The organism is Kribbella orskensis, assembly GCF_004342085.1.
GTDB lineage: Bacteria > Actinomycetota > Actinomycetes > Propionibacteriales > Kribbellaceae > Kribbella > Kribbella orskensis.
On the sequence record NZ_SLWM01000005.1, the window covers coordinates 265,543 to 282,604 of the forward strand.

Sequence of the window (17,062 nt, forward strand, 5' to 3'; positions counted from 1 at the left end):
GCCGCCGATGCAGTTGGACCGTCTTTCCTCCTTCCCCGTGACCGCCTTCGACGCCGACGGCGCCCTCGCGCTCGGCCCGTACCGCGAGCACCTGCGCCACCAGATCGACGCCGGCCCGGCGGCGATCTTCGCCTGCTGCGGGACCGGGGAGTTCTTCTCGCTCACGCTCGACGAGTACGCCGCCGCGGTGCGCGCCGCAGTACAGGAGGCCGCGGGAGCGTTGCCCGTGTTCGCGGGCACCGGCTACGGCACCGCGATGGCCCGGCAGTTCGCGGCGGCCGCACGGGAAGCCGGGGCGGACGGGCTGCTGGTGTTGCCGCCGTACCTGATCAAGCCCTCGCAGCAGGGATTGCTCGACCACTTCCGCGGACTCGCCGCGACTGCGGGGCTGCCGTTGATCGCGTACCAGCGCGACAACGCGATCTTCACCGCGGACAGCGTCGCCGAACTCGCCCGGATCCCGGGAGTGGTCGGCTTCAAGGACGGTCTGGGCGACCTCGATCTCCTCCAGCGGATGATGGCGGCGGCCCCCGAACTCACCTATTTCAACGGGCTCCCGACGGCTGAGGTGACGGCTCGCTCGTACGCCGCGATCGGAGTACGGGCGTATTCGTCGGCGGTGCACTGCTTCGCGCCGGAGATCGCACACGCCTACGAGGCCGGGCTGGACGAGTTGCTGCCGGAGTTCTACCTGCCGCTGGTCAAGTTGCGGGACAAGGGTGCGGGGTATGCCGTCTCGCTGGTGAAGGCGGCCGTCCGGAAGCGCTGGACCGACGTCGGCTCCGTCCGGTCGCCGCTCACCGACCCGCTGCCGGAGCACCTGGAGGAGCTGGACCAGATCCTCGAGAACGGCCTGACTCTCGTCCGGAAGGAAACCGCATGAAGATCACCGACGTCGTCATCACCCCGATCGCGATGAAGGACCCGCCGCTGCGCAACATCCAGGGCATCCACCAGCCGTACGCGCTCCGCTCGATCCTGCAGGTCGGCACCGACGAAGGGCTGACCGGCCTGGGTGAGACCTACGGCGACCTGGCGATCCTGTCCGCGCTGCGGAAGGTGGCGCCGCGGCTGACCGGCCTGGATCCGTTCGACCTGAACGGCCTCGAGCGGATCATCCGCGAGACCCTCGGTGCAACGGCAGGAAGGGCGACCCACGGCCTGGTCGGCGAGGCGAGTGACGAGAAGACCCTGGCCACGGTGCTGTCGGCCTTCGAGGTCGCCTGCTGGGATCTGCAGGGTCGCGCTCTCGGACGGCCGGTGGTGGAACTGCTCGGCGGCAAGGTCCGCGACACCGTGCCGTACAGCGGGTACCTCTTCTTCAAGCCGTCCGTGCACAACCCCGACCCGGGGTACGAACCGGATCGCTGGGGCGAGGCGATGGATGCCGAGGGCATCGTTGCGCAGGCGCGCCGGATGGTCGACGGCTATGGCTTCAAGTCGCTCAAGCTCAAGGGCGGCGTGCTCCCGCCGTCCGAGGAGGCTGACGCGATCCTCGCGCTCCGTGACGCCTTCCCCGAGCATCCGTTGCGCCTCGACCCCAATGCCGGCTGGACGGTGGAGAGCAGCATCGCCGTGGGCAAGAAGCTCGACGGCGTGCTGGAGTACCTCGAGGATCCGACCGGCGGGATCGACGGAATGGCCGCGGTGGCCCGCGAAGTATCGATGCCGCTGGCAACCAACATGTGCGTGACCGCCTTCAGCCACATCCCGCCCGCCGTGAAGGTCGATGCCGTCCAGGTGGTGCTCTCGGACCACCACTTCTGGGGTGGGCTGCGTCGCTCGCGCGAACTGGCCGCGATCTGCCGGACCTTCGGGATCGGCCTGTCGATGCATTCGAACTCGCACCTCGGCATCAGCCTGGCGGCTATGACCCACCTGGCCGGAGCGACTCCAGAGCTCACCTACGACTGCGACACGCACTACCCGTACCTCGTCGAGGACGTAGTACAGGAAGGGGTGCTGGAGTTCATCGACGGAGCTGTGCGGGTGCCCTCGGCGTCTGGGCTCGGTGTCGACCTGGACCTGGACTCTCTGGCCAGGTTGGCCGAGCAGTACGACAAGTGCGGGTTCGACACCCGGGACGACATCACGCCGATGCGGGCGGTGCAGCCGGGCTGGGACCCGGTGATCCCCCGATGGTGAGGCACGGCGCCTTCGCTTACACCCGGGACTTGGTCGGCGATCCGACCGCGGCTGCTCGCTTCGCCGAGCTCGGCGTCGACACGGTCACCCTGCAGGCGGCGTACCTCACTCTTCGTTGCTCGGGTGGTCCGCGCCGGATCTGACGGTGCGGAACGCCTTCGGCGAGCGCTTCGGCTATGCGTTGTGCCCGGCGCAACCGGGCGTACGGGAGTACGCGTTGACGCTCGTGCGGGAGATCGTTGAGCTCTACGACATCCCTGCTCTGGTGCTTGAGGCCTGCGGCTGGCTCGGGTTCGAGCATTTGAGCCAGCATGAGAAGACCTCCGGCGCCGATCTGTCGGCTTGTGCGCGGGACCTGTTGTCCATTTGCCGCTGCCAGGCTTGCTCCCGATCTTTGGCTGAGTTGGGCGATTTTCTACTATCCGGAACTGGTGGCACATGCGGCCGGGCGAGGTCCGGGGTTGGCCGCGGTCCCGACCTTCTGGCCCTCCACGTCGTAGACGTCCTTGCCGATGGCCTTTCCAGTTCCTGCTCGGTGCTCATCGCTGTCCATCCCCGTTCAGAGCACGGTGTCGAGCAACCGGCCCACATCTACACCGAACGGCCGGTCGGCATCGATCGCCGGTACGACGTCCGCCACGGAGCCGAGAAAGTCCCGTAACCCTTGCGGCACAGGCCTTTTCGACAGCGTGAAGGCCTGGTAGACCGCGAGCAATTCACACGCGGCGACCTCACGCGTCAGCCGCACCGCCTCACCCAACACGCCGACGGCCTCCCACGAGAAGCTCTGCACATCCTCTTGCCCGTTTGAGGTCTCGAGCGCACCGATTGCCGAAGGCAACGCCAGACGGCGCAAGTAGTGGACGGTGGCAACGGCTCGTTTGTGCACAGTCACCAGCCCCGCCTGCGGACCGGGATCGTGCGCCAACTGTGCAGATAGTCCGGTGACGGCAGGATCGAGCAGCCGATGGATCCGGGCCGTCGACACCTCGGCCGCATGAGTCAGCGCAGCGACCAGTTGATCGCAGTGGGCGGCCAGGTCGATGCCGTGGAATCCTGCTGTTCCGATGAAGGTTTCCTCAAGAAATGCAGGCGAATCCGTCACACCCGCCAACGCGCGCTCCACCGCCTCGTCGAGACGCGCAACGGACCGCCTGACATGCGAGATGACCTGTCCCGCGACTCGGAACGACACTGGCGCTTGCAATGACCGAGGCTCATCCTCCGGTCCGGCGAGCCGCAGAATCCGCTCCAGTTCAGCCGTCAGCAGGTTGTCTCCCCTGCCACACGAGGGGTTGTACGGGTCGCGATTCGCTCCGATCACCGCGATGGAGCCAGCGGCAACCAAACTCAGGTGGTCCGCGAGCCGTCGCGCGCGCCCGACCTGCAGCCACGCTCTACCGGTGGCGCCGGGGATACCGGCGAGCAGCGAGATCCCTTCCTTTGGACCCAGCTCGAAGGGTGGCAACACGCCGTCGGCGTGCCCGATCGTCCCGTCTGCTTGAAGAATCGAGCCGATGCCGACGAGCGGGCCGAAAGCGTGGGCCAGCGGGATGATCTCGCCGGCCGAGCCCGCACCGCCGACCGGGATCGCGGGCACCAGTCCACTGTTGAGCAGAGCCACCAGCTGCAAGCAGAGCTCGGGCGAGACACCCGCATCGCCAGTCAGGAAGGTCCTCAGGCGCGCGACCACGACGGCACGAGCCTCGTCGGGCGGCAACCACGGCGGTCCGCCCGCAGCTCGTCCGAGCAGGAGATTGCGTTGGTGGACCCGCTGCTCCTCGTCGGTGAGCCGACGCTTGCTCATGGCCCCCATCCCGGTGTTCACGCCGTAGACGGGATCACCGGTGCGCAGAGCACCGAGTACGGCGTACCGGGTGGTGGCGAGGCGGTCCAGGAGGCTGCGGGAGAGTTCGAGCGGCTCGGTATCGATCAGTTGCCGGGGGCCAAGGTCTTCGGCGCGGTCGATCAGCATGTCAGTGGAATCTCAGCATCGTGCCGACGTCCGCGGCCTCGGCGCGCCGGAGGATCAGGTGCGCTATGGCGACGTCGAGCAGGGACAACCCGCGGTGCCAGAAGAGGATGCGCTCGGCATCCTTCTCGCGTCCCGGCTTCTGTCCGGCGACGATCTGGCCGAGTTCGGCGTACAGGGTCTCGGGTGAGAGTCGGCCGGAGTCGACGTGCCGGCGGAGCGCGCCGAACCGCCCGGACTGCGCCTCGCGCCAGTCGTCGACGACCACCTTGTCCATCACGTCCAGCAGGTCCAGTTCGACCGCGCTCACCGTGCCGTAGGGGACGACGAAGGCGCCGGGGCGGACGGCCGCAGTACGCAGGAGTGGTTCCGGCTCGGTCAGCCGGGTCGCTTCGACGATCACATCGGCGCCGTCGAAGGCCTCCTCCGCGGTGGCGACCCACCCGGACCGGCGTGGACAACTCCGCGGAGAGTTCCGCCGCGAACCTCTCCCGGGACTCGGGCCGGCGCGACGTCACCCGGATCTCGTCGAGATCGAGGAGATCGTCGAGCATGGTGACGTTCCACCACGCCGTACCGCGTGCGCCGGCGTGCGCGAGGATCTTGCTGTCCGGGCGGGCGAGGTACCGGGCGCCGACCGTCGTCATCGCGCCGGTGCGCGCCGCGGTGATCATGGTCGCGTCCAGGACGGCCAGCGGGACGCCGGTGGTCGGGTCGAACAGGGTCGCCATCGCGAGCTCGCTCGGCAGGCCGACCTGGTAGTTCGGCACGAAGTCGCCGACCACCTTCACACCGCTGACGCCGTTCTCGCCGAGCCGGTTCAGGTGGCCGCGCAGGACGTTGAAGTGCCCGATCCCACCGTTGTCCGGCATCAGGTGCACCCGCGGCTCGAAGCTGGTCTCGCCCTCACCGTGGTCCCGCACCGCTTCCTCGACCGCGTCGACGAGCTCGGTCCGGGTCAGCCCGAGCGAATCGATCTCCGGTCCTGACAAGAACCGCAGCCAGATCCCGTCCCTGTCCGCCATCCAGTTCTTCCTCTCGTCGGCCTGGTCGTCGTTCCCGGTCGTCGTCGGGGTCCTCTGCTCCGGTGCCTCCTTTGCATGGTGTCAGGGTGGTCGCGCGAGGCTCCAGAGTGTCTCAGCGTCTGACCGATGAGCCCGGCTGGCGGCGTACATCCGCTCCCGGCTCGCCTACCTGCGCGACAACCAGTCCCGGCTGGTCGCGGTGGCGGAGATCATCGTCAACCACCGCGCCCCGGACGGAAAGCCGGTCTTCGCCAAGCGCGAGGCGGTTCCCGGCGCCGAGCTGGTCGCCACCTTGCGCGCCGACAAGTTCCCGCCGCTGGGTGGAGGACGACCCCGAACTCCCGCCTGCGGTCAACGCCGCCCTGAAGGCGCGCTCGAAGGCCTTCGCCCTCGGCGACAAGGGCAAGCCCGACGTCCGCGAACTCCGCGAAGAGGGCGCCAAACTCGGCTACACCGTCCGTGACGAGGACAAACGCCAGTACTGGTGCCCGACCACCCCTGACCCGCACCCTCAGGACGCCGCACCCCGGTGGTCCCTGTCTCGCTCTGTGGGCGGGCGCGCGGTGGAGGTGAAACGTTTGCCCGCGATGGGCAGGATGGAAGTGTGATCACGGTTGAGCAGGCGAAACGACTACGCAAAGCCGGAGCTCTCTGGGTACCGGGAGCCGGGGACCGGTTCGTGGTACCGGACCGCGACATGGACGATGACGTGTTCGTGGTCAGCGACATGACCGTCGAGGTGCACGACTACCCCGGCGGCAAGGTGATCGGGTTCAACGGCACCACCGAGTGGGCGCTCGACAGCATCGAGCAGCGCGAAGTCATCTGGCTCCCGCGCGAAGACCAGCTCCGCAACCTCCTGGGCACCCACTTCCAGGCCCTGGAAGCAACGCCCGGCGGCTACACGATCCGCCTCACGGACGACAGCACCTTCCCGGCCCCGGACGCCGAACAGGCCTACGCCAACGCCCTCCTCCACCTCCTCAACGGCTGACCTTCAGCAGCTTGAGGCTGTCACTGCGGTCAGGTGGCGGGCCGGGCGGTGGAGCTTCGGATCACCAACTGAGTGGCCAACTCTGTGTGGCGGGCGCCCGGTGGTTCGCCGTCGCGGACGCGGAGCAGTGTGCGGAAGGCGAAGGCGCCCATCTCTTGCAGGGGCTGGCGGACCGTGGTCAGCGGTGGAGTCGACGATTCGGCGAGATAGGTGTCGTCGAAGCCGACGACGCTCAGGTCCGCCGGTACGGCGAGCCCGCGTTGCCGGGCGGCCTCGATCACTCCGATGGCGATCGAGTCGTTCCCCACGATGACAGCCGTGGGTGGCTCGTCCAGCCCGAGCAGGCGTTGTCCCTCGGCGAGACCGGTGGGGGTGACGAACGGACCGTGCGACACCAGGTCCGTGTCGACGGGCAGACGGGCATTGCTCATCGCGGCAAGGTAGCCGTGCAGCCGCGCTTGTCCGCAGGTCGACGTCACCGGTCCGCCGACGAAGGCGATTCTCCGATGGCCCAGACCGACCAGATACTCGGTCGCATCGACGCCCCCAGCCGCGTTGGTCGACCCGACACTGGCCACCTCGACCGAGGGAAGGCTCAACGGATCGATTGCCACCAGCGGCATCCGCGCCCGGTCGAGGGCAGTGAGCTGAGCGTCCGTCAACTCGCAGGCCACCACGATGATGCCTTCGTGCCCGGCGGCGCGGAGTCGCCTCGTCCAGGCCTGCGGGGTCGATCCGGCCACATCCTGGAGGAGCGCCACGACGACGTCCATCTCCTCCAGGTTCGCCGCCTTGGTGACGCCACGCAGCACCTCGGAGGTGTACGGGGCGAGCAGATCGTCGCAGACCAGATTGACGGTGTGGACCCGCCTGCGCTCCTGGTTCTGCGGCGGGACATATCCGCAGTCCGCCAGGGCCTGCTCGACCCGCGCACGGGTCGCGGCTGCCACATCCGGGCGCCCATGCAGCACCTTCGACACCGTCGGCGTCGACACACCGGCCGCGGCGGCAACCATCGCAAGAGTTGCCCGCCCACCAGCGACCGCCTTCGACACGATGACCTCCCGACCAGGATTCTCCTACAGACCTCCGACAGATTGCGCGAAATGGCGCTCGCCCACCGGCCCGATGGCTCGACCGAGGACGCCACTCGACCCAACCGCACTGAAGGCATGGCAGACGCAGAACGCTTCTGAGATAGGCACCAAGGATCCCCGAGATCCAGCGGATCTCGCCAGAGAACTGGCATGAGGTACTTCGGGGCGACCCAGCCCGGGGTACGGCGGACGACCGGGGTGGGGGTCTGGACGGCGGGGGCCGGCCGGGGTCGGGTTTGGCCCCTCAGCTCTCACCCGTTCCCGGCCGGCCGGTGGCACGTCCTCCTGTTCTGTTGAAGGTGATTCGCTGGTACTACCCGGGTGGGCGTCCGCCCGGTGGGCGGGCGCGGTCAGTGGGTTAGGGCGGCGCGGAGTTCGGTGGCTCGGTGGGCGATGCGGTCGCGCGATGCAGCCGTGAAGCGGTCCAGCGGGAGGTCGAGGATCGCGGTGGCCTGGAGATGTGTGATCTCCAACAGGTCGCGCAGGCTGCGGATGGAGCTCTCGCGGTCCAGGGAGGTGGCGATCACGTCGAGGACCTCGGCGCGGTGGTCGATGGCCGCGAGGATGCCGTCGTAGATCTCCAGTTGGGTGAAGGCCGAGCGGTCCGGCTCGGCGTGCGCCGGTTCGGCTGTCTTCGACGCGCCGCGGACCACCTGACGCCACAGAGCCGGTACGACGTGGCGGTGGCCGGTGGATCGCCGGATGGTCGGCTGGGCATATGTCGTCATCAGTTGCGCTCCTGATTCGGTGGTGGGTCAGTCGGCCTTGGCGACCGCGTGTGGTTCACGGGCCGGGCATCGGTTGCCCGGCGTGGTGAGCGCCTCGAAGTGCCAGGGCTCGTTGTCGTAGCGGCGACAGACGCCGTAGCGCCAGCCGTTCTTGTTCAGCCAGACCATCGCCGCCTGCGGGCCGATGTCGACCGCCTTGCCCTGGACGTGTGCGGACTGCTCGGGCGGCAGCACCCAGCGGGTGGCCGCTTTGTACGAGCCGTACTTCGCGATGGCTTCCCGCAGCAGTCGCGTCTGCTTGGCGGCACTACGCCGCGCCGACGTGATGCTGATCCGCACTCCGTCGGCCTTCGCCGCGGTGATCGCCTTCTGCAGGCGGGTCCGCAGCTTCAGCGACAGCCCGTCGATGTCCTCCTCGCTGTAGCCGGACGAAAACCTGGTCGGCGTCTTCGTCGGCTTCCGGGCCGGCGTTTTGGAGGGCTTCACCGGAGGCGGCGTGCTCTTGCTGACCTCGACCACGGGCGGCGGCGAACCACCCGGCCCGCTCGCGACCACCGGCCGCTTGTCGGCGGAGGTGTCGAAATCGAGCAGGTCGACGAGCTGGGCATGCCACATCACGAGCGAGGCGACCACGGCCAGACCCGTCACGGACAGCAACCAGGCTCGCACCGGGACGGTGCGGCGGGGCGGCAGGTGGTTGCTCATGGGGTACAGCCTCTCGGGTCGGCGGGGTTCGCCACATCGGTCCCAGGGACCGTCTCGGACGGCCGGAAGTCGGACCTGGGTAGGGGGTCGGACGCCTCGCCTCCTCCGAAAGTTGGAGAGACGGCCCGTTCGGGCGCACGAGCCGCCTATTCTCACACGCGACTACGCTGAGCTAGTGCAGTGTCAAGCAGATTCGCCGACGGGGCGCTGAGGGTGTGGGCCCTCTGGCGCCGGATGCCGTCTGCGCAGCAGGATCTGCTGCTGGCGGCACTCATCGGCATCGTCTGGTTCTCCGGCCTGGCGCTGATCAACAACAGCGGCCTGCGCCCGGCGAACCCGAGCGTCTCCGTCGTCACCGGGATCTTCCTGGTCCTGACCGTGGCCCTGGTCCGGACGATTCCCCGGACGACGCTCGTCCTGGTCTCGCTGCTCTATCCCCTGCTGTACGCGTCGGCGGGGACCGGGCTGGCCGAGCAGCTCGGCCTGACGATCTTCCGGGCGCCCGCGATCAGCGACGCCGCCCTGCAGTCCGAGCTGCATCTCGTGCCGCTGCTGGTGGTCGGATACCTGGCGGCCTCGAGCGGAGTCCGAAGGCTGGCTTGTCTCTTCTTCACCATGGGCAGCCTGGCTGCCCTGATGATCGGCCTGCCCACCGTCGTCGCGATCGTGCTGAGCTACAGCCCTCCGAACATCACCCGGTACGGCGAGCGCTACCGGAATCTGCCGACCGACCTTTCCAGCCTCTACAGCTACATCGACGTGTCCCTCTTCGTCTTCGCCGAGGCGTTGATCTGCGGCATGGTGCTGCTCGGCGCGAACTCGCTGCGGCACCGCAAGAGCCTGCTGGTGCTCGAGCAGCGCAACGCCGCCCTGGTGCGGCTGCGCGCGATCGAGGCCGAGCGGATCGCCAACGCCGAGCGGACCCGGATCGCCCGTGACCTGCACGACGTGGTCTCGCACCACATGAGCGCGGTGGTGATCAGGGCCCAGGCCGCGGACCGCGTCGCGGACCAGAATCCGGCCGCGCTGCGCGAGGCCGTCCGCTGGATCGCTGCCAGTGGCAAGGAAGCGCTGACGGCGATGCGGGAGACCGTGCGCGTCCTGAACAACGCGACGCCACCCGGCATCGGCGCGGAGACAGCCCCGGTACCAGGGCTGCCTGACGTCGCGCGGATGGGTGACCGGTTGAAGGCGGTCGGCGTGGACGTGACGATGACCCTGCCCACCCGCACTCGGCAACTCACGTCCGCCACGGATCTGACCGCGGTACGGATCATCCAGGAGGCGTTGACCAACGTGATGGTGCATGCGAAGGCGACCGCGGCTCATGTCACTTGGCAGAGTGGGGCGCAGGGTGAACTGCTGACGATCGACGACAACGGCAGCGGCGGACCACCGCCGGTGAACGTGCTGGAGACAGCGCGGCGCAACGAGAGCGGCCGCGGCAACGGACTGATCGGAATGCGCGAGCGCGCGCACGCGAGCGGCGGCACCTTGACCGTCGCCGCCGGACCACTGGGTGGATGGAGAGTGCAGGCATGGTTGCCGCCGCAGAGGTGACGGAACAGATCCGGGTCCTGGTGGCCGACGACCAGGGCGTGATCCGGATGGGGCTCGCGATGATCCTCGACCACGAGCCGGACCTGACCACGGTCGCGCAGGCCGGCGACGGCGAGGAGGCGCTCCGGCTGATCGAGCAGTACGACCCGGACGTGGTGCTGATGGACATCCGGATGCCGGTGATGGACGGGCTCGTCGCCACCGAGCGGATCACCGCCGCGGCCAAGGAGTCCGGCAGCAACCGGCCCGCGGTACTGGTACTGACCACATTCGACGACGAGGCCTATGTACTGAGTGCGGTCCGGGCCGGGGCGTCAGGATTTCTGTTGAAGGACACGGATCCGGATCTGCTGGTGTCGGCCGTGCGGGCTGTGCACCGCGGCGATTCGCTGGTCGATCCCGCATCTACCCGCGTGCTGCTCGAGCGTTGCGTCGAGCTGGAACGGCAGGTCGGCAACGGGCCTGCGGAGGCACCGACGCCGGCCGCCGGGCGGTGGACCGGGCCGCTCGCGCAGTTGAGCGAGCGCGAGCGGGAGATCCTCGTCTGGATGGCACGCGGGCTGTCGAACCGTGACCTCGCCGCGAAGCTCTTCGTCAGCGAGACGACGGTGAAGACCCACGTCAGCAGCGTGCTGTCGAAGCTGGGGCTGTCCAGCCGGGTCCAGGCCGTCGTGGTCGCCTACGAGGCCGGCGTCGTCCGCCCGGGCGAAGCCGAGGTCCGCTGGGAAGGCTGATCGACGGTACTGCGAAATCGGCCGCGCGTGGCACCGGACGCTCACCACATGTGGGCTGATTCAGCGGTTCACGACGAGATAGACCGCCCCGGTCGCGGCAGCGACGACGAGAACGACGGTGACGAGCTGGGTGCGGACCGACGCCTGGCGGCGGCGGGGTAGGAAGTCTCCGGTCATGCTTCAAGCGTGCGGCGCGGACAGCTTCCGGGCATCGGCCTCGAGGACGGTCTTCGCGTGGCCCCGGTCGCCATTGGGAGGGCTGCTTCTCATACCCAGGGATGAGAGGAACATCAATTGTTGCCCTAGGCCCCTGTTTCGGTACTGACTGTGATCGCTCTGCGGAGTCAGCCAGGCGCATCCTGGTCGGTTGACGCCAGGTAGGCGGCGGCGACCTTCTTGGGGACACACATGCGCCAGGCGTCGAGGACGAGTTCGCGGAGTTCGTCGACGTCGATGGCGTCCAGGTGCACCCGGATCCACTGGTACCGCTCGTCCGACGGAATAGGCCGGAAGAACTTGTCCGGCTGGGCGGCGATCATCGCGTCCCGCTCCTCCCGCGGGAAACCGATCCCCATGGACAATTCATCCGGCGCGACCGCGAGATAGACGATCTGGCCGACCCGGAACTTGATCCGGTCCCGGACCAGCACCTCATAACTGCGCGGCAATCCTTCAGTCGCCGCCCGGATATCCGCGAGATCGACCACCGCAGTCAGCCTCCCATTTGCGCAAACGGTTCCGGATGTCACAGCCGGATCGCAGCGACCTTACCTCCCATCAACGACAGATGCTGTCAGTGTTTTCCGATTTTCCCCGTGATCACAGTGGAAATCGGTACCCTCTGCTGAGCCGACGCCTCGGACAGCCGTGCTGGGCCTTTGCGGGATGAGAGCGCTCCCCGCTAGCGTCACGAATTGTCATCGAGCGATTCGAACGAGTTATCCGGGAGATGAGGGGAATGACCAGACAAAAGGCATCCGCTGCCCTCGGAATTGCCGCACTGGGTATTTCTGGGGTGGTAGCAACGAATCCGCCGGCACGGGCGGCCGGAAATAGTCCGCAACATTGTGTCAGCCAGCTCGGCAGCACCGGCCAGCAGTGCTTCGCCAGTCTCGGCGAGGCGATCAGCGCGGCCACGAACGGCATGGTCAGCGACGCACCGGCCGCAGGTCCGCCCGCGGGTCAGGAGTAACGCGCCTGGCGAAGCGCTCTGGCCATTCGCAGGAGATACCCGGGAGTCGGCTGGACCCAGCCGAGCTGGGCCGCCTGGGCCAGATCGTCGCGGTTGGCCCAGTGCTCGAAGACCTTGCCGTCGCGGAGGCGGAGCCAGTGGGTCTGGGTGACGGCGAAGCTCTTGCCGGTGGCGGGGATCGTCTAGGGCCGGCTGGTCTCGTCGTAGGAGACGAAGGTGTTCACGTGCCGGCCGGACTTGGTCGTGTGGAAGACCACGAGACCGCGGTCAGCGGACGACGTGCTCGATCTCCCAGCAAAACGTCGGCAAAGGCTTCCCCCAGCCAGCAGGCCGGTCGCGCAGAAGGCCGCCGGGCCGCGACCTCGGGCGGCCGGTGGTTCGGCGCTTGCCTCGTGGTTGGTCGCCACGGGGTGGATCACCGCCTCGAAGTCGGCCAGTGAGCCGTCCGCCATCATCAGGATGGCGCTGATGCCGACCTCCTTCGGCTGCAGCGTGGTGGACGTCATCGGAAGACCCTTTCCGTGCAGAAGTTCCGGCGGATGTCGTGAGCATCACTTTCCGGCCCGTTTCCAGGCGGCACATCGGTGACGGACTGCCTATTTCTGCAGGCTCGACTGCCCACTCGTGGCCGTACCACCGGCCGGGACGTCGTACCGTATTCGGATGCCCGAAAAGCTGGTCAGCGCCGTCGAAGGAGCTGAGGTGGTGTTCCGCCTCGGCGATCCGGGGCATGCCCTGCCCGGCGTTCGGCTGTGGGAGGAGCTCGGCCTGGCCGCCGAGTTGCTGGAGTTCAAGCCGGTCGACTACGGCTGGGAGTTGCGCCTGCCGCGACCGTCCGTGCACCGGATGGAGTACCTGTTCGACATCCCCGAGGCCGGCATGCGGACCGACCCGACCAACCCGAGGGTGGTCGGCGGCGCCTTCGGCGAGCACTCCTGGTTGCCTCTGCCCGGGTACGTCGAGCCCGCCTGGATCTCGGTCGAGTCGATCGCGTCGAGCCTGACCCCGCTGCCGGTGGACCCGACGCCGGTCGGCCCGGTGGGCGTGCAGGTCTGGGCGCCGGACGGGATCGCGCCGGGCTTCGAGCTGCCGTTGCTACTGGCCCACGACGGCTCGGAGTTCGCCTCGTACGCCGGCCTCACGCACTACGCCGGCGCGATGGTTGCCGACGGCACCTTACCGCCGTTCCGCCTCGCGCTGATCCGCCCCGGCTCGAGGAACCTCTGGTACGCCGCCAACCCGCAGTACGCGGAGGGTCTGACGGGTCACGTGCTGCCGGCGGTCACCGCGCAGTACAAGAGCAGGCTGCCGGTCCTGATGGGCGCGAGCCTCGGTGCACTCGCCGCCCTGTACGCCGAATGGAACCACCCCGGCACGTTCGCCGGGCTCTTCCTGCAGTCCGGGTCGTTCTTCACGCTGGAGACGGATCCGCAGGAGGCGAAGTTCGAGTACTACGCCGAGGTGACCGGCTTCGTCCAGCAGGTGCTGAAGGCAACGGAGTCGCCGTCCCAGCCGGCCATCGTCATCACCGCGGGAACTCCTGAGGAGAACGTCCACAACAACCGGGTGATGGCCGCCCACCTGGCCGAGCTCGGCCTCGACGTGGCGTTCGACGAGACCCCCGACATGCACAACTTCACCGCCTGGCGCGACGTCCTCGACCCCTGCCTGACCGGATTGCTGAACCGCGTCTGGGCTTAGGGTCGACCGGGTGCTCAGAACACTCGGTGGATTCGCCGCCTTCGGTCTCTTCTGGGGTGCGTGGGGCGCGATCCTGCCTGCGGTGAAGTCGGAAGCAGGGGTCAGCGACGGGCAACTCGGCGCCGCACTGCTGATGGTCGGCCTCGGCGCGCTCGTCTCGATGCGGCTGACCGGCTACCTGATCGACCGGTACGGCGGTGTCGTGCTGCCGGTGGTCTTGGTGCTGTTCGGGCTGTGCGGCGTACTCCCAGCTCTGGCCGGCTCTGCCGTCGCCCTGGGCGCAGCGCTGTTCCTGCTGGGAGTCACCTCGGGTGCGGCCGACGTCGCGATCAACGCGACCGGCTCCACCGCAGAGGCGGACACAGGCAAGCCGTTGATGAACCTGGCCCACGGCCTGTTCTCTATCGCGGTAGTGGCAGCAAGCCTCAGTACTGCGGCATTACGCGCGACCGGAGCCGGTGCACTCCCTGTACTGGGTGGTGTCTTCGTCCTGATCCTCCTCATCACCACCGTGCTCCTCGCGCCGGGCTCAGGAGCCATCACCCCGCGAGTGGAGAAGGACAAGCCACAGCGCAAGCTGGAACCGGCTTTGCTGGTCTTCGGCGGCCTCTGTGCTCTTGCCTATGTCGTGGAGAACGCCTGGCAGAGCTGGGGCGCCGTCCACCTCGACACGTCGCTCCACGCGGCCCCCGCCCTCGCCTCAAGCGCCCCCGCCGTCTTCGCGGCGGCTGCAGCAACCGGGCGGATCAGCGGCAACGCAATGCTCAAGCGAGTCCGTCCGGCTCAGCTACTGGTCGCCGGAGGAGCCGTCGCCGCCGTCGGGACGGTCATCGCGGCTGCTGCGGGAAACGCCTGGCTCGCACTCATCGGGATCGGCATAGCCGGCCTCGGTACGTCGGTCTGCGCGCCGACCATCATCGGCATGGCAGGCGCGTGGGCCGGGCCCGACCGGCGAGCCGGGGCGATCTCCACCGTCACCACCATCGCCTACCTGGGCTTCCTGCTCGGCCCGGCCGCCGTAGGTGCCGCCTCAAGCGCCTGGTCGTTGCCCGCGGCACTTGGCGGCGTCGCAGTACTGGCTGTGCTCGTCGCGGCCCTCGGGCCGGTGGCGGGACGCGCACAGACGAGGCAGACAACGTAAAGACATGTAAGGGTGGCCGCGAGACACTAGTGCCCCGCACTAGGACAGGGGTGAGGCTGGATGGAGCGTGAGCAGGTCGAACTGGAGGCTCCCGGGTTGGACCGACCCGGCACGCTGATCCGCTATGGCCATTACGGTCGTCCGGTCCTGGTGTTCCCCAGCGAGCAGGGCCGTGCCTGGGACTACGAGAACAACGGCATGGTCGGAGCCGTCGCCGATCTGATCGAGGCAGGCCGGGTCAAGCTGTACTGCGTCGACTCCTACGACCACCAGAGCTGGTCCGACCGCAGCATCCCGCTGGAGGACCGGGCTCGTCACCACGGCCGCTACGAGTCTTGGATCCTCAACCAGGTCGTCCCGGCGATCGGCAGCGACACCCCGGGCGCCTCCGACATCATCACCACCGGCTGCAGCCTCGGGGCGTTCCACGCGCTCAACTTCGCGCTGAAGCGGGCCGACCTGTTCCCGATCGCGATCTGCCAGTCGGGCAACTACGACGCGTCCGCCTGGCACGCCTGGGGCGAGCGTGGCGACGCGATGTACTTCAACAACCCGGCGGACTACCTGCCCAACCTGGACGGCGACCACCTGGAGTGGCTGCGCAGCCGCGTCTTCCTGCTGCTCACAGTCGGCCAGGGCGACTGGGAGACCAACCCGACCGGTTCCCTGCCGTCCGCCCGAGCCACGGCCGCAGCACTGGCTGCCAAGGGCATACCGCACGAGCTGGACCTCTGGGGACACGATGTAGCTCACGACTGGCCCTGGTGGCGCAAGCAGCTTGCCCACCACCTTCCCCGCTTCTGTTAGGAGTCCCACCGTGGCTGACCGCTCACAGCATCTGATCGGCTTGTTGCTCGGCGCCGAGGAGGACTGGCCGCAGGCGTTCGAGGCGCTGCTGCGGCAGGTCGGCCCGGTCAAGGACGCCGCCGGCACCACGCACGAGTTCGGCACCGAGCGGCTCACCATCGAGCCGTTCGACCTGAACGACCCGGTCCGGGTCGGCCTGGTGATCGACCGGCTGGCGTACTGGTACTACCACCCGCGCGAGTGGCTGAAGAAGGCCGCGCTGATGAACGGCACCTACCTGCTGAACTCACCGTTCACCTTCCAGGCGATGGAGAAGCACAGCGCGTACTGCGCGATGCTCCGGCTCGGCCTGAAGATCCCCCGGACGGTGCTGGTGCCGTACAAGAACCCGGTGGACAACGTGCGCTGGGCGTACACGTCGGCGAAGTACAACAAGCCCTTCGACCTCGACGCGATCGCGGACGACCTCGGCTACCCGATGTACATGAAGCCGTTCGACGGCGGCGGCTGGCGCGGAGTGTCGCGGATCAACAACCGCGACGACCTGCACCAGGCCTACGACGAGTCCGGCGAGATGCTGATGCACCTGCAGGCCACGGTCGAGTACGAGAAGTTCGCCCGGGCGCTGTCGATCGGCGCCGAGACGATGGTGATGGACTTCCAGCCGGACGAGCCGATGCACAACCGGTACGCCGTCTCGCACGACTTCCTCAGCCCGTCCGCCGGTCACCAGGCGGTCGCGATCAGCCGGATCGTGAACGCCTTCTTCGGCTGGGAGTTCAACTCCTGCGAGATGCTGGTGAACGGCGATTCGGTGCACCCGATCGACTACGCGAACGCCTGCCCCGACGTCGCGGTCACCTCGCTGCACTACTACTTCCCGTGGGCCATCGGCGCCTTGGTGAAATGGTCGATCTTCTCCCTCGCCACCGGCCGCCGGACCAAGGTCGACCTCCACACCGAGCGGTACTTCGCGGTCGCGGACGACGACTCCCTCGACTACGACGCCAAGATCGAGGCCTACCTGGCCCTGGCCGACGAGTACTTCGAGACCGCCAGGTACCAGGAGTGGTGCGCCACCAACCTGCCCGACTTCGACGAGCAACTCGTCGCCTGGGTCTCCGGCCCGGACTTCGACCGCATCCTCACCGAGACGGTCGCGGCCACCTACCCGGCCCACGAGCAGGACAAGTTCCTGGCCCACTTCCGCGGCCTCACCGGCCTCTGGGTCACCGACCAGTCGAAGTAGGCAGCGTCAAAG

19 protein-coding genes and 1 pseudogene are annotated in these 17,062 nt (G+C 68.2%); 11 read left to right on the forward strand and 9 right to left on the reverse strand.

All coding sequences use genetic code 11. The annotated features are described in order from the left end of the window. Positions 1-7 precede the first annotated feature (7 nt). From EV644_RS16635 to EV644_RS45360, 3 genes are read left to right on the forward strand one after another with little or no spacing between them, the layout of a single operon-like run. Entirely contained in the window at positions 8-883 is an 876-nt protein-coding gene (locus EV644_RS16635) for a 5-dehydro-4-deoxyglucarate dehydratase (protein WP_132189176.1), read from the forward strand. Further along, a complete protein-coding gene (locus tag EV644_RS16640; RefSeq protein ID WP_132189177.1) occupies positions 880-2,145 on the forward strand; it encodes a glucarate dehydratase family protein in 1,266 nt (421 codons plus the stop codon). The genes EV644_RS16635 and EV644_RS16640 overlap by 4 nt, the downstream gene beginning before the upstream one ends. Beyond that, positions 2,139-2,288, forward strand: a complete 150-nt coding sequence (locus EV644_RS45360) for a hypothetical protein (RefSeq protein WP_199239854.1) — start codon at positions 2,139-2,141, stop codon at positions 2,286-2,288. Before EV644_RS16640 ends, EV644_RS45360 begins: the two co-directional genes overlap by 7 nt. 416 nt (positions 2,289-2,704) lie before the next feature. On the opposite strand, the gene EV644_RS16650 is transcribed toward EV644_RS45360, so the two are convergent. The 3 genes and pseudogenes from EV644_RS16650 to EV644_RS47190 form a co-directional block, all read right to left on the reverse strand. Then, positions 2,705-4,120 (reverse strand): aromatic amino acid lyase, encoded by a 1,416-nt coding sequence (locus EV644_RS16650; protein ID WP_132189178.1) that lies wholly within the window; start codon positions 4,118-4,120, stop codon positions 2,705-2,707. 1 nt (position 4,121) lies between these two features. Further along, the gene (locus EV644_RS47185) at positions 4,122-4,520 is read right to left on the reverse strand and encodes a hypothetical protein (RefSeq protein WP_255511313.1); all 399 of its coding nucleotides are present in this window, start codon (positions 4,518-4,520) and stop codon (positions 4,122-4,124) included. Between the two features lie 97 nt (positions 4,521-4,617). Further along, positions 4,618-5,142, reverse strand: a pseudogene (locus tag EV644_RS47190) (ornithine cyclodeaminase family protein); the annotation flags it as partial. Between the two features lie 320 nt (positions 5,143-5,462). Between EV644_RS47190 and EV644_RS45365 the strand changes: the two are divergent. Further along, positions 5,463-5,750 (forward strand): CysS/YqeB C-terminal domain-containing protein, encoded by a 288-nt coding sequence (locus tag EV644_RS45365; protein ID WP_199239855.1) that lies wholly within the window; start codon positions 5,463-5,465, stop codon positions 5,748-5,750. Beyond that, positions 5,747-6,136: a pilus assembly protein CpaE gene (locus EV644_RS16665; RefSeq protein ID WP_132189179.1), complete on the forward strand. Its 390-nt coding sequence runs from the start codon at positions 5,747-5,749 to the stop codon at positions 6,134-6,136. The genes EV644_RS45365 and EV644_RS16665 overlap by 4 nt, the downstream gene beginning before the upstream one ends. 29 nt (positions 6,137-6,165) lie before the next feature. Here the strand turns inward: EV644_RS16665 and EV644_RS16670 are convergent, their stop codons facing one another. The 3 genes from EV644_RS16670 to EV644_RS16680 all read right to left on the reverse strand — a co-directional run bounded on the left by EV644_RS16670 (position 6,166) and on the right by EV644_RS16680 (position 8,666). After that, positions 6,166-7,191 carry a LacI family DNA-binding transcriptional regulator gene (locus tag EV644_RS16670; protein WP_241998253.1) on the reverse strand — a complete coding sequence of 342 codons (1,026 nt, stop codon included), beginning with the start codon at positions 7,189-7,191 and terminating at the stop codon, positions 6,166-6,168. A 392-nt stretch (positions 7,192-7,583) separates the two neighbouring features. Continuing rightward, entirely contained in the window at positions 7,584-7,961 is a 378-nt protein-coding gene (locus tag EV644_RS16675; RefSeq protein WP_241998255.1) for a hypothetical protein, read from the reverse strand. 27 nt (positions 7,962-7,988) lie between these two features. Then, on the reverse strand, positions 7,989-8,666 hold the full coding sequence (locus EV644_RS16680) for a M15 family metallopeptidase (protein ID WP_132189181.1): 678 nt from the start codon (positions 8,664-8,666) through the stop codon (positions 7,989-7,991). A 180-nt stretch (positions 8,667-8,846) separates the two neighbouring features. Here EV644_RS16680 and EV644_RS16685 point away from each other — a divergent pair, with 180 nt between their 5' ends. Together EV644_RS16685 and EV644_RS16690 are read left to right on the forward strand one after the other, a co-directional pair. Then, positions 8,847-10,226, forward strand: coding sequence for a sensor histidine kinase (locus tag EV644_RS16685; protein WP_241998257.1), 1,380 nt, complete (start codon positions 8,847-8,849; stop codon positions 10,224-10,226). Then, entirely contained in the window at positions 10,223-10,960 is a 738-nt protein-coding gene (locus EV644_RS16690) for a response regulator (RefSeq protein WP_199239874.1), read from the forward strand. The genes EV644_RS16685 and EV644_RS16690 overlap by 4 nt, the downstream gene beginning before the upstream one ends. A gap of 344 nt (positions 10,961-11,304) precedes the next feature. On the opposite strand, the gene EV644_RS16695 is transcribed toward EV644_RS16690, so the two are convergent. The 3 genes from EV644_RS16695 to EV644_RS45375 all read right to left on the reverse strand — a co-directional run bounded on the left by EV644_RS16695 (position 11,305) and on the right by EV644_RS45375 (position 12,658). Further along, on the reverse strand, positions 11,305-11,667 hold the full coding sequence (locus EV644_RS16695) for an MmcQ/YjbR family DNA-binding protein (protein ID WP_132189183.1): 363 nt from the start codon (positions 11,665-11,667) through the stop codon (positions 11,305-11,307). A 475-nt stretch (positions 11,668-12,142) separates the two neighbouring features. Next, positions 12,143-12,331: an ester cyclase gene (locus EV644_RS47760; protein ID WP_199239875.1), complete on the reverse strand. Its 189-nt coding sequence runs from the start codon at positions 12,329-12,331 to the stop codon at positions 12,143-12,145. Positions 12,332-12,334: 3 nt separating this feature from the next. After that, a complete protein-coding gene (locus EV644_RS45375) occupies positions 12,335-12,658 on the reverse strand; it encodes a hypothetical protein (RefSeq protein WP_199239856.1) in 324 nt (107 codons plus the stop codon). A 157-nt stretch (positions 12,659-12,815) separates the two neighbouring features. Here EV644_RS45375 and EV644_RS16705 point away from each other — a divergent pair, with 157 nt between their 5' ends. Genes EV644_RS16705 through EV644_RS16720 form a run of 4 tightly spaced genes read left to right on the forward strand, consistent with a single transcriptional unit; the run spans position 12,816 to position 17,050 of the window. After that, positions 12,816-13,853 (forward strand): alpha/beta hydrolase, encoded by a 1,038-nt coding sequence (locus EV644_RS16705; protein WP_132189184.1) that lies wholly within the window; start codon positions 12,816-12,818, stop codon positions 13,851-13,853. A 10-nt stretch (positions 13,854-13,863) separates the two neighbouring features. After that, positions 13,864-14,994 carry an MFS transporter gene (locus EV644_RS16710; protein WP_132189185.1) on the forward strand — a complete coding sequence of 377 codons (1,131 nt, stop codon included), beginning with the start codon at positions 13,864-13,866 and terminating at the stop codon, positions 14,992-14,994. Positions 14,995-15,054: 60 nt separating this feature from the next. Continuing rightward, a complete protein-coding gene (locus EV644_RS16715; RefSeq protein ID WP_132189186.1) occupies positions 15,055-15,801 on the forward strand; it encodes an esterase family protein in 747 nt (248 codons plus the stop codon). 10 nt (positions 15,802-15,811) lie between these two features. Then, entirely contained in the window at positions 15,812-17,050 is a 1,239-nt protein-coding gene (locus tag EV644_RS16720; protein WP_132189187.1) for an ATP-grasp domain-containing protein, read from the forward strand. Positions 17,051-17,062: the final 12 nt, after the last annotated feature.

Bases quoted from the DNA above. Each gene is read 5' to 3' on its own strand.
- EV644_RS16635 (WP_132189176.1), top strand. From the start codon at position 8: ATGCAGTTGGACCGTCTTTCCTCCTTCCCCGTGACCGCCTTCGACGCC.
- EV644_RS16640 (WP_132189177.1), top strand. From the start codon at position 880: ATGAAGATCACCGACGTCGTCATCACCCCGATCGCGATGAAGGACCCG.
- EV644_RS45360 (WP_199239854.1), top strand. From the start codon at position 2,139: ATGGTGAGGCACGGCGCCTTCGCTTACACCCGGGACTTGGTCGGCGAT.
- EV644_RS16650 (WP_132189178.1), bottom strand. From the start codon at position 4,120: ATGCTGATCGACCGCGCCGAAGACCTTGGCCCCCGGCAACTGATCGAT.
- EV644_RS16675 (WP_241998255.1), bottom strand. From the start codon at position 7,961: ATGACGACATATGCCCAGCCGACCATCCGGCGATCCACCGGCCACCGC.
- EV644_RS16680 (WP_132189181.1), bottom strand. From the start codon at position 8,666: ATGAGCAACCACCTGCCGCCCCGCCGCACCGTCCCGGTGCGAGCCTGG.
- EV644_RS45375 (WP_199239856.1), bottom strand. From the start codon at position 12,658: ATGACGTCCACCACGCTGCAGCCGAAGGAGGTCGGCATCAGCGCCATC.
- EV644_RS16705 (WP_132189184.1), top strand. From the start codon at position 12,816: ATGCCCGAAAAGCTGGTCAGCGCCGTCGAAGGAGCTGAGGTGGTGTTC.
- EV644_RS16715 (WP_132189186.1), top strand. From the start codon at position 15,055: ATGGAGCGTGAGCAGGTCGAACTGGAGGCTCCCGGGTTGGACCGACCC.